The following is a 12763-nucleotide window of genomic DNA, read 5'->3' as shown; positions in this document are numbered from 1 at the left end:
AAGTCTTTTATCCAAATCATTAAAAAGTGCCACGCTATGAGACATATAACGTAGCACATTTTTAGATCTTAGAGCAGAAAAATTCGATAAAAGTTAACTTTTAATTCGCCATTAAACTTTACTTAGTCTCGTTAAACAACTCACGACCAACCAACATACGGCGAATCTCACTGGTACCCGCGCCGATTTCATAGAGCTTAGCATCACGCCAAAAACGACCAAGTGGATACTCATTGGTATAGCCATTTCCGCCAAAGATTTGAATGCCCTCGCCTGCCATCCACGTGGCTTTTTCGGCACACCATAAAATCACACTGGCGCAATCTTTACGCACTTCGCGACTATGACCAGCACCGCGCTGATCTAACAGATCCAAATTCTTGCCGACGGTGTATAAGAAGCTGCGACCTGCTTGCAGTATCGTATACATGTCTGCGACTTTGCCCTGAATCAGCTGAAACTCACCAATGGCTTGACCAAACTGCTTACGATCATGGATATAAGGCACGACATTATCCATCACCGCTTGCATGATGCCGATAGGACCTGCAGCTAATACTGCACGCTCGTAATCTAGACCACTCATCAGCACCTTAACGCCTTCGTTGAGGCCGCCTAAAATATTCTCTTTAGGGACTTCAACATTGTTAAAGGTCATCTCACCTGTATGGCTACCGCGCATGCCTAGTTTATCCAGCTTTTGTGCCGTACCAAAGCCTTCCATACCTTTTTCAACGATAAATGCCGTCATGCCTTTCGCACCCATTTCTGGATTGGTCTTAGCATAAACCACCATTACGTCCGCATCAGGACCATTGGTAATCCACATTTTGCTGCCGTTTAAAATGTAGCCACCGTCTTTTTCTTCGGCTTTTAGCTTCATGCTGACCACATCTGAGCCAGCGCCCGTTTCACTCATCGCTAGCGCACCAATGAATTCACCGCTAATGAGTTTCGGCAGATATTTTTGCTTTTGTTCCTCTGAACCGTTGCGTTTAATTTGGTTGATACACAGATTAGAGTGCGCACCATAGCTCAGCGCCACGGACGCAGAAGCGCGGCTAATCTCTTCCATCGCCACCATGTGAGCCACGTAGCCCATGTTAGAGCCGCCGTACTCTTCAGGAACAGTGATACCATGCAAACCTAGGTCGCCCATTTTTTGCCATAAATCCATTGGGAACTCATCGCTGCTGTCGATTTCGCTTGCACGCGGGGAAATTTCTTTCGCCGCAAACTGCTGCACCACATCACGTAACGCGTCGATATCTTCGCCAAGCTGAAAATTCAATCCAGGTAAACTCATAACCATTCCTTGTATTTTGATGTTTTAAATCTTGAATTTTAATCTGTTTTTTTAAAGTAGTGTTAGTTAAGGCTGACGCTTATTGATGATGGCTCGCGCCACGCTTGACCCATTACGACGACCTAAAAACTCACTGATACGCTCACCTGCCACGACTAATTTATCTAAGTCAATGCCAGTACTAATACCCATACCGTGCAGCATATAGACTACATCTTCGGTGGCGACATTGCCCGTTGCACCTTTGGCATATGGACAGCCGCCAAGCCCAGCCACTGAGGTATCAAATTCACTGACGCTCATTTGTAAAGCGGCTAAAGTATTACTCACGGCTTGACCATAAGTATCATGGAAATGGCCTGATAGCATAGCGATGTCGGCATATTCTAAAGCGGCTTGTAGCGCGCGCTGTACTTTCAGCGGTGTACCAACACCAATGGTATCAGCAATACCAATCTGTTCTGAACCAATCTCAACCAAGCGCTTAGTCACATAAGCCACTTGGCTAGGGTCAATCTCGCCTTCATAAGGGCAACCGACCGTGCAAGAGATAACACCGCGCACTTTGATGCCCTGCTCTTTTGCGGCAGCGGCAACGGGTGCAAAACGTTCAATACTTTCATCAATACTGCAATTGATGTTTTTTCGACTAAAGGTTTCACTGGCTGAGCCAAAGATAACAATTTCATCAGGACGATGCACAATAGCATTTTCAAAACCGCGCATATTTGGCACGAGTACCGAATAAATAATGTCATCACGCCTATTATCTGCAAGCACAGTCATCAGCTCACTGTTGTCACCCATTTGCGGCACCCACTTTGGCGAGACAAAGCTGGTCGCCTCAAGCTTTTTGACGCCTGCCGCGATTAAATCGTTGATAAGCGTTTGCTTAACGGCAGTCGGTACCGTCATCGATTCATTTTGTAAGCCATCACGTGGGCTGACATCCACGATGGTGACGTGCTCTGGATACGAATGGCTCATGGTTACTATCCTTTCATTGTTCTTATACTTCAGTTCTTATACTTCAGTTTTTAAGCTTCGCTAGCTTCCGTGTCAATACGCAGCAGCTCATCACCATCAGCAACCGAGTCACCCGCCGCAAATAACAATTCTGCCACCACACCGTCAGTTGGTGCTGTAATGGTATGTTCAATTTTCATCGCTTCAATAACGGCGAGTGGCTCGCCTTTCTTCACGCTATCGCCGACAGCCACTTTAAAGGCAACGACCTGCCCTGGCATTGGTGACTTCAAACTACCGACCGCTGCAGACTCTTCGCCCACATGTGCCATAATATCAATCAGCGTAATCTCGTCCCGACCGCTATCTGTGAACACATAAACGGTCTCATTATGTACCCAACTTTGAGCACTAATACGTGCGCCTTCTAGCCATAAAGTATGATTGTGTGCGTCACTGCTGGCGTAGCTGACTTCACCTTCATAAACACTCTCTGTCTGAGCGGCCACATTGACATTATCTTGAGTGTCGTTACTCGCGATCTCTTTTTCAATGGCCAACGTAAAGCTGCTGAGAGTATCGCTACCCTTTTTGCTGTCAGCATCATTCGCATTGTGCCAATTACTAATACGGGCGCTATAAGCTTGTTCATCATATATCAAGCTAAACGATCTTGTGTAATCGTTATAAGCACGGAAACCAGTAGGCTTACTAAAAGGATCTGCATCTGCGTCTTGTGCAATCCCTTCACTGGCAAGCTGCTGCGCAATAGCCGTCACAGCAAGCGTCGATAATTTAAGCGGATGCTGATTAAACAGCTCGTCCGCCTCACGCTCTATCAGTGCGGTATCGAGATTGGCTTGACTAAATGACTCAGTATTTAGAATATAGCGTAAAAACGCCACGTTAGTCGGCAAACCAACGATGCGTGTTTGTCCGAGTGCTCGATCGAGTTTCGCTAATGCTTGCTCACGAGTGGGCGCATGAACGATAAGCTTAGCAATCATAGAGTCGTAGAACGGGCTAATGACATCACCCTCGCGTACCCCATCATCGATACGTACATCGGTAATGTTAAAGGTGCTGTGCTCAGGCTTTCGATAGGTAAATAAAGTACCTGTCGCAGGTAAAAAACCATTGTCAGGGTTTTCAGCACAGATACGCGCTTCAATCGCATGACCGTTAATCGCCAGCTCATCTTGCTGCTTAGGTAATGGCTTACCCGCTGCGACCAAGAGTTGCCACTCGACCAAATCTACACCCGTAATGGCTTCACTAACTGGATGCTCAACTTGCAGACGGGTATTCATCTCCATGAAATAAAAATTCATAGAACCTTCGCGCTGCTCAACGATAAATTCAACGGTACCTGCGCCGAAATAATTAACCGCACGCGCCGCTTCAATAGCTGCTGTTCCCATCGCTTCACGCATTGAGACATCGACACCCGGTGCTGGCGCTTCTTCTAATACCTTTTGATGGCGACGTTGTACCGAGCAATCACGCTCAAACAGATGTACATAGTTGCCGTGCGTATCACCAAATACTTGAATTTCGATATGACGTGGTTTTAGAGCGTACTTTTCAATCAATACTTGATCATTGCCAAAACTGGTGATGGCTTCGCGGCGACATGAGTCTAACAGGTCAATAAAATCGCTGCTCTGCTCAACGATACGCATGCCTTTACCGCCACCACCCGCACTGGCTTTAATCAATACTGGATAGCCAATGCTGTCTGCTTGCTGCTTTAAAAACTCGGCATCTTGATTGTCACCATGATAACCTGGTATCAATGGCACGCCAGCTGCCTCCATTAGGCGCTTGGACTCAGATTTACCACCCATTGCACGAATAGCAGCAGCGGATGGACCAATAAACACCAAACCAGCATCCTGACAGGCTTGCGCAAAGTCCGCATTTTCACTTAAAAATCCATAACCTGGGTGGATTGCTTGCGCGCCAACATCGAGGGCAATCGCAATGATAGCGTCGCCTTTAAGATAGCTGTCTTTGGGAGACGATCCGCCCAAATAAACGGCTTCATCACAGACAGCGATATGCTTAGCTTCACGGTCAGCATCAGAATAAACAGCGACGGTGTTTACACCCAGACGCTTGGCAGTTGCTGCAACACGGCAGGCAATTTCACCACGGTTGGCGATTAGAATTTTAGAAAACATAACTATCCCTGTAACTTATCGTTTTTATTTATCGGCTTGACTATCGTTTTTTACTACTAGTCTGCTGTTAACCAATCAGGTTTACGCTTTTGCAAAAACGCTTGCACGCCTTCCTTTCCTTGCTCTGATGAACGGATATCAGCAATGCCTTTGACGGTATCGGCAATCAACTCATCGGTAATAGGTGCGCCCGCGACTTCGTGCAATAAGCGTTTGCAGGTCTTAACCGCGTCGGGGCTGTTTTTGACCACTTTATCGCAAAACGCAGCAACGGCATCGTCAAGCGATTCTTCGCTGACGCGCTCATGGATAAAGCCCAACTGACGCGCCTTTTTAGCATCGAATACTTCCGCACTTAAAAAATAGCGCTGCGAAGCTCGTGCGCCCAATGCCTTTATCACATAAGGGCTAATCGTTGCAGGAGCTAACCCCAAACGCACTTCACTTAAGCAAAAATTGGCAATCTTAACGGCGATAGCGACATCACAAACGGCGACCAAGCCCATACCGCCTGCATAAACGTCACCTTGTATAGCAGCTATCGTTGGCTTAGGACATTCATAAATGGTCTTAAGCATTTGCGCGAGCTTATCAGCGTCCGCTAGATTTTCCTCATAGCTATAATCTGCCATCGCGCGCATCCAGTTAAGATTCGCGCCAGCACAGAACGCTTTACCAGCAGCCGCTAACACGATGACTCGCACATTATCATCAGTGCCAAGCTTATTGAATACATCGGTCAACTCAGCAATCATTTCGTCATTAAAAGCATTACGTATCTCAGGGCGATTTAAAGTTACCGTCGCGATGTGCTGCTCAACGTTAACTAATAAGCTTTTATAATTATTCATATAGGGTTTTCTCAATGTTTTGTGATAACTTTTGCATGTCTTTTTTTACAGATAGTTTTGCGTAATGTTCTTTTTTACTTCTAACACCGTCATTCTATCTTCGAAAAGAAATGGGTGACTGGTAGAAATTCTCGTAGCATCGAGCGGTGTAGGCACAGCACGCAAGAAAATTTTTTACCAGTCACGTACTGACCTTAGTAACACAGCTTTCATTTTAAACTAAAGCATTCTCTCATCAAAAATATAATACTAATCTACATTCTAAAGACACCAAAACTTGTTTCTTCAATCGGTGCGTTGTGAGCCGCACTAAGCGCTAATGCCAGTACATTACGGGTATCGGCAGGGTCAATCACCCCGTCATCCCAGAGACGTGCTGTCGCGTAGTATGGGTGACCTTGCTCTTCGTACATGTCAAGAATCGGCGCTTTAAAAGCGGCCTCATCTTCCGCACTCCATTCCTCGCCTTTACGGTCGAAATTATCACGTTTGACGGTTGCGAGTACTGAGGCGGCTTGCTCACCGCCCATCACCGAGATACGCGCATTTGGCCACATCCACAAGAAACGTGGGCTATAAGCACGGCCACACATGCCGTAGTTACCGGCACCGAATGAGCCGCCAACGATGACGGTAAATTTCGGCACTTTTGCGTTGGCTACTGCCATGACCATTTTGGCGCCATGACGAGCAATACCTTCGTTTTCGTATTTTCGACCAACCATAAAGCCGGTGATGTTTTGCAGGAATATCAGTGGGATTTTACGCTTACAACACAGCTCAATAAAGTGCGTGCCTTTTTGCGCCGACTCACTAAATAAGATGCCGTTATTGGCGATGATGCCAACTGGCATACCTTCAATATGCGCAAACCCACAAACCAGCGTGGTACCAAAGCGCGCTTTAAACTCATCAAAGGCACTGTCATCGACAATACGAGCAATGATTTCTTTGATATCAAAGGGCTTGCGCTTATCCGTTGGAATGACTCCGTATAGCTCTTTGGCATCATAGCGTGGTGGAAGCGGCTTGATTTGATTCGGAATTTGCTTGGCAGGACGATTGAGATGACTGACGATATTACGCGCAATTGACAACGCGTGAGTATCATTTTGCGCCAAGTGATCGACGACTCCTGACAGACGGGTATGCACATCACCGCCGCCCAAGTCTTCAGCAGTGACCTCTTCGCCGGTTGCCGCTTTTACGAGTGGCGGGCCACCTAAAAAGATGGTTCCTTGGTCTTTGACGATAATCGACTCATCACTCATCGCTGGCACATAAGCACCGCCCGCCGTACAGCTGCCCATAACTACGGCAATCTGTGGAATACCTGCAGCACTCATGTTGGCTTGATTAAAAAAGATGCGCCCGAAGTGCTCTTTATCTGGGAACACGTCATCTTGGTTGGGTAAGTTAGCACCGCCTGAATCCACCAAATATACACAAGGCAAGTTGTTTTCTTGCGCGATTTCTTGCGCACGTAGGTGTTTTCTGACCGTCATTGGGTAGTAAGTGCCGCCTTTTACCGTGGCATCATTACAGACAATCATACACTCAGTGCCGTTAATACGGCCGATACCCGCAATCACGCCAGCCGCGGGAATCTCTTCGCCATACATATCGTGCGCCGCCATCGGAGCCACTTCTAAAAATGGCGTACCGACATCAAGCAAACGCTCGACACGCTCACGAGGTAGTAGCTTACCACGTGCTAGATGCTTAGCTCGCGCACGCTCTGAACCGCCTTGAACGACTTTACGCAAGTGCACATATAGGTCATCGACTACCGCTTGCATGGCGGCACTGTTTTGCTGAAATTCAGCAGCGTTTGGACTCAGTTTACTGGTTATGATAGCGCTCATGATATCCCTTTTCTTTTATACGTAAATGCAAGTAGCTTTTTTATGCGAGTTATTTTAACTGTTGTTTATTTTAAGCGTTACTCACATGATTAATCCGTGATTTTCAGGTCTGGTTATTTCATAGCTGACAAGCAAGCTTACTATAAGCCCAGCTCTTCTTTCATTTGTTCGATAATTTTATACTTTTGAATTTTGCCAGTGATGGTCATCGGGTATTCGGTCACGAAGCGATAGTAGGTCGGCACTTTATAATGAGCGATATGCTCGCTACAGAACTGGCGCACTTCTTCTTCAGTCAGACAATCTGGCTCTTTAGGAATAATCCATGCAGCCAGTACTTCACCATAACGCTCATCTGGGATGCCAACGATTTGCACATCACGAATTTTTGGATGGCGATATAAATAGTTTTCAATCTCAACTGGATAAATATTTTCACCGCCACGAATGACCATGTCTTTACTACGACCCACGATTTTGACATAGCCATCTTCGTCCATGGTCGCCAAATCACCGGTATGCATCCAACCATCTTGAATGGCTTCGCGGGTTTTAAAGCGACTGCCCCAATAACCTTTCATCACTGAATAACCACGGGTCAGTAGCTCGCCAGTTTCCCCTAAGGGTACAATCTCGCCCGTTTCGGTATCGACGACTTTAACTTCAAGCGCAGGTTGTACCAAACCAACGGTCGATACTTGCTTCTCAAGTGGCGTATGCTCATTGGTCTGGCAGGAAACGGGACTGGTCTCGGTCATGCCATAAGCAATGGTGACCTCACTCATATGCATCTTATCAATGACACGGCGCATGACTTCAATCGGACAGCTAGAGCCGGCCATAATGCCAGTACGCAAAGTCGATAAATCAAAATTTTCAAATTCAGGATGGTCGAGCTCGGCAATAAACATCGTCGGTACGCCATGCAGACCAGTACATTTCTCTTCTTCGACTGCTTGCAGCACTGATAACGGCTCAAAGCCATCGTTCGGATAGACGATACAGCCGCCATGCGTCAGAATCGCTAAGTTGCCGAGCACCATGCCGAAGCAGTGATATAAAGGTACTGGAATACACAGCCTGTCTTCTTCAGTGAGATTCATGGCCTCACCGATAAAGTAGCCGTTATTTAAGATATTGCGATGGCTTAACGTCGCGCCTTTTGGCGTCCCTGTCGTGCCACTGGTAAATTGGACGTTAATAGCATCGGTGTTTTTAAGCTGGGCTTGACGCTCGGCAACCCGTGGATCGTTGGCATCGCCTTCCGCCATCCAAGCAGAGAACTTCTGCATAAAACCAAACTCTTCATCAGAGTTTGGCTCATCAATCCAAATGATGCGCTCAATGGTTGGAATCTCGACCAAATCAAGCTGAGTATAATCTTTATGATAAATCTCAGGACACAGCTCACGGATGAGACCTGCATAGTCGCTGCTTTTGAAATGGCGCATGAGTACGAGTGCTGAGCAGCCGAGTTTATTTAAGGCATATTGCAGCTCAAAGGTACGATAGGCAGGATTGATATTGACGAGGATAACGCCGACTTTCGCGGTTGCTAGTTGCATCAAAAGCCATTCAGCATTGTTGTGCGACCAGATACCGATGCGATCGCCAATCTCGAGTCCCATCTCAATCATGCTACTAGCCAGCTGATTGACATGCTGTTGTAGCTCACGATATGTCCAGCGGATATTTTGATGGCGCACGACCAGTGCTTCGTGCTCTGGGTATTTTGATACAATCGCATCAAAGAAATCACCAATGGTCGCTTCAATCAGCGGCACATCAGGACCTTTATCATAACTTTGGGTAAGTGGCGCATTTGCTGAGCGCGCGCCCATATTGATGCTAGGAATATTTTTTAGAATGGTATCAAAATCAGGATTTTTAGTCATAACGAGTCCTTTCGTTTTACTTTATACGGTGCTTATTAATAGCCTGTGGGTATAGCGTTCTTCCTTGAACAGGTCTTACATAGCATGCAGCTACTATAACGCCATCAATGAAAGGCTGTCAATAATAGTAATACATTATGTATCATTTAAAAATAACGACACAAGAGTAATGCTTCAATGGTGACTAATCAACGAGTCTTTTATACGACCTAAATTAGAAAAGCCAGCTTTATACCATAATAGTAAAAAGCTGGCTTTTCCAGTGATGAATAGTTTCAAATCACTCCAAGCCCAACTCCTCTATCATTTGCTCAACAATTTTATATTTTTGAATTTTACCAGTCACGGTCATTGGATAGTCAGTCACAAAGCGAAAATAGGTCGGCACTTTATAATGAGCGATATGGTCACGACAAAATTGCCTTATCTCTTCTTCGTTTAAGCCACTCGGCTCTTTTGGAATAATCCACGCCGCCAGTACTTCACCATACTTTTTATCAGGCACGCCGACGATTTGCACATCACGAATTTTTGGATGGCTATAGAGATAGTTTTCGACTTCTACTGGATAAATATTTTCGCCGCCACGAATGATCATATCTTTACTACGCCCAACCACAGTGATATAACCGTCTTCGTCCATCGTTGCCAAATCACCCGTGTGCATCCAACCATCCTGAATGGCTTTTCGGGTTTTAAAACGGCTGCCCCAATAGCCTTTCATGACCGCGTAGCCGTATGTCAGTAATTCGCCCGTCTCTCCAATCGGGACGACCTCACCCGTTTCGGTATCGACGATTTTGACCTCAAGCGCTGGTAGCACCATCCCTACTGTCGATACTCTCTTTTCAAGGGGCGTTTGCGAGCTGGTCTGACAAGAGGCTGGACTGGTCTCGGTCATGCCATAAGCAATGGTCACCTCGCTCATGTGCATCTTATCCATGACACGGCGCATGACCTCAATGGGACAGCTTGAGCCGCCCATAATACCGGTGCGCAGACTAGATAAATCAAAGCTATCAAATTCTGGATGATCAAGTTCCGCGATAAACATCGTTGGCACCCCAAGCAGAGCAGTACACTTTTCTTCTTCCACTGTTTGCAATACTGTCAACGGATCAAAACCATCATTGGGATACACCGCGCAACCACCGTGGGTCAAAATAGCTAAGTTGCCACCCACCATGCCAAAGCAGTGATAGAGTGGCAATGGGATACATAGCCTATCTTCTTCGGTGAGCCTCATTCCTTCGCCCATAAAATATCCGTTGTTCAAGATATTGCGATGCGTTAAGGTGGCGCCTTTTGGCGTACCTGTTGTGCCACTGGTAAACTGCACACTAATAGCATCAGTATTCTTAAGCTGGGCTTGGCGTTCCGCTACGCGAGGGTCGTTTGCATCTCCCTCTGCCATCCACGTAGAGAACTTCTGCATAAAATTAAAGTCCTCATCACTCTCTGGTTCATCAATCCAAATAATGCGCTCGATGGTAGGAATCTCGACCAAATCAAGCTGAGTATAGTCTTTATGATAAATTTCAGGACATAGCTCACGGATCATTTGCGTATAATCACTGGTTTTAAAATGACGCATCAATACTAAGGCCGAGCAGCCCAGTTTATTCAGCGCATATTGCAGCTCAAAGGTACGATAGGCAGGATTGATATTGACTAAGATGACGCCGATTTTTGCTGTCGCTAATTGCATCAGCAGCCATTCCGCATTATTATGCGACCAAATAGCGATACGATCCCCTATCTCAAGCCCCATCTCAATCAGGGCACTGGCTAACTGATTGACTTTTTCCTGTAGCTCGCGATACGTCCAACGGATATTTTGATGGCGAGAAACCAAGGCTTCATGCTCAGGATATTTATTGACAATGGCATCAAAAAAATCTCCGATGGTCGCTTCAATTAGCGGTACATCAAGTCCTTTATCATGGCTTTGGGTGAGTGGTGCATTCGCTGAGCGCGCGCCTATATTAACTTTGGGGACATTATTAGGAATACTGTCATTAAAAGTATTGTCGGCATTGGTGAGCTGAGTCATAACGAGTCCTTTCGTTTTGCTGTTGAGAGTTTTTAGCAGTGCTATAAAAATAGGCTACCAAAGTAAATGTGATATTTTTCCTTGAACAGTTTTTAACGCATCCTCTTTATCGCTATAGATTTATCACCACAGATTGTGATTAAACTAAACTAAGTTCTAACCAATAATACAGTGCTTTAAATTAAAGAATATCAATAATAATACGATATGTATCGATATTATACTGAAGCGTTCTTAAGTCTAATATCGATACAAGAGATGTGGTACATGTGAATAAAAAAAGCCAGCGCTGCCTTAGGATGGCAACACTGACTTAACGTTAGAAGCTTTTCTTTTAACCATTACGATTTAAGTATAACGGGCGCTTTAATCGTTACTGTCGCACTGACTTCATTGTTATCATCTAACAAATTCATGATTAACGCTTCATCCGTTTCAGTCTTTACCTGCCAATTGCCAGCAGCTTGCGGAACCCCAGTAACCATCACAGAGATGGCTTTATTTTTCAGACGAATCATCGGCGGTTTATGCTCATAGCCGCCGTGCTCGTGACCCAAAATATCATCAGCAATCGTTGCCGCCTGCGCGCGCAGTGGCGCAACATAACGACAGGCTACCCCATTGATAGACATGCAATCACCAATGGCGTAAATACTAGAAGTATTAGTACGCAACGTTGTCGCATCAACCACGATACCGGTACGTCGATTGAATTCAACGCCAGCAGCAGCAGGCAATTTATCATCAACCGTCAGCCCGGTACTGGCAATGACATGGTCAACGATTAATGGTTCGGACTGCGAAGACACTGTGTTTTGTGCATCTAATGGCTCATAGCTGACTTGTAACTTTCCAATATTGTTGCCATCACTTATTCGAATAACCTCATTTACCTGATAGCCGCCCAAAAAGTTAATCCCTTGTGATTTTACCGCCCCTGCAATACGTGCCGTCGCTTTTGACGGTAGCATTTGTGAAAGCGGTGCATCATTTAAATCAATCAGCGTTACTTGATGACCAGCCTTGAGTAAATCCTCGGCGATTTCTGTCCCAACCATGCCCGCCCCTACAATGGCAACGTGCTGACTGCCGCTTGCTAGCTTTTCTTGCAACTGACCAAAACGCTCAATATGATTGACGTGCCAGACCAAATCCTCAGGCAAGCTTTTTGGGAAAATAGGATGTGCACCCATTGCCAGTACCATCTTGTCATAGCTTATCGCTGTCGGTGTCTCCGACTGCGTGCTAGATGCAATCTGCAATGTTTGACTCACAGGATCAATATTCATCACATGCGTATTAGCCAACAACATCACTTGCGCAGCCTCTGCGGCATCACTACCTGTAGCCCGCACCAAATCGGCGGCGCTTTTCTTCTGGCTAATCGCCATCGTTAGCATTGGTTTATGATAACGATCACCATTATCAGCAGTAATTAAAGTAATCGGAATGTCTTTATCTTTAGTCCGAATCGCATCAATCACGTGCCAGCCAGCCAATCCTGCGCCAATAATGACAATACCTGCCGATGGATTGCTCGCTACTACTGATGAATTTTCTACACTCATATTAGCTCCAATATCGTTTATAAATTATTTTAATTTTTGACATATTGGCTGCTATTGTATCAGTAAACAGCCATTC

8 protein-coding genes are annotated in these 12763 nt (G+C 45.8%); all 8 read right to left on the bottom strand.

The genetic code is table 11. The features are described 5' to 3' along the window. Window positions 1–118 precede the first annotated feature (118 nt). The 8 genes from HQR03_RS03365 to HQR03_RS03330 all read right to left on the bottom strand — a co-directional run bounded on the left by HQR03_RS03365 (window position 119) and on the right by HQR03_RS03330 (window position 12687). Entirely contained in the window at window positions 119–1306 is a 1188-nt protein-coding gene (locus tag HQR03_RS03365; RefSeq protein ID WP_173239131.1) for an isovaleryl-CoA dehydrogenase, read from the bottom strand. 66 nt (window positions 1307–1372) lie between these two features. Then, window positions 1373–2293: a hydroxymethylglutaryl-CoA lyase gene (locus HQR03_RS03360; protein ID WP_173239130.1), complete on the bottom strand. Its 921-nt coding sequence runs from the start codon at window positions 2291–2293 to the stop codon at window positions 1373–1375. 50 nt (window positions 2294–2343) lie between these two features. Continuing rightward, window positions 2344–4455 (bottom strand): acetyl/propionyl/methylcrotonyl-CoA carboxylase subunit alpha, encoded by a 2112-nt coding sequence (locus HQR03_RS03355; protein ID WP_173239129.1) that lies wholly within the window; start codon window positions 4453–4455, stop codon window positions 2344–2346. Window positions 4456–4511: 56 nt separating this feature from the next. Beyond that, window positions 4512–5306, bottom strand: coding sequence for an enoyl-CoA hydratase/isomerase family protein (locus HQR03_RS03350; protein WP_173239128.1), 795 nt, complete (start codon window positions 5304–5306; stop codon window positions 4512–4514). 254 nt (window positions 5307–5560) lie between these two features. Beyond that, window positions 5561–7171: a carboxyl transferase domain-containing protein gene (locus tag HQR03_RS03345; RefSeq protein ID WP_173239127.1), complete on the bottom strand. Its 1611-nt coding sequence runs from the start codon at window positions 7169–7171 to the stop codon at window positions 5561–5563. Window positions 7172–7311: 140 nt separating this feature from the next. After that, the gene (locus tag HQR03_RS03340) at window positions 7312–9066 is read right to left on the bottom strand and encodes an AMP-binding protein (protein WP_173239126.1); all 1755 of its coding nucleotides are present in this window, start codon (window positions 9064–9066) and stop codon (window positions 7312–7314) included. 280 nt (window positions 9067–9346) lie between these two features. Further along, a complete protein-coding gene (locus tag HQR03_RS03335; protein WP_173239125.1) occupies window positions 9347–11119 on the bottom strand; it encodes an AMP-binding protein in 1773 nt (590 codons plus the stop codon). A gap of 341 nt (window positions 11120–11460) precedes the next feature. Further along, window positions 11461–12687, bottom strand: a complete 1227-nt coding sequence (locus HQR03_RS03330; RefSeq protein ID WP_173239124.1) for an FAD-dependent oxidoreductase — start codon at window positions 12685–12687, stop codon at window positions 11461–11463. Between the last annotated feature and the right edge of the window lie 76 nt (window positions 12688–12763).

This window comes from Psychrobacter okhotskensis, assembly GCF_013248965.1.
Lineage (GTDB): Bacteria > Pseudomonadota > Gammaproteobacteria > Pseudomonadales > Moraxellaceae > Psychrobacter > Psychrobacter okhotskensis.
This window is presented reverse-complemented; position numbering and strand designations above follow the sequence as displayed.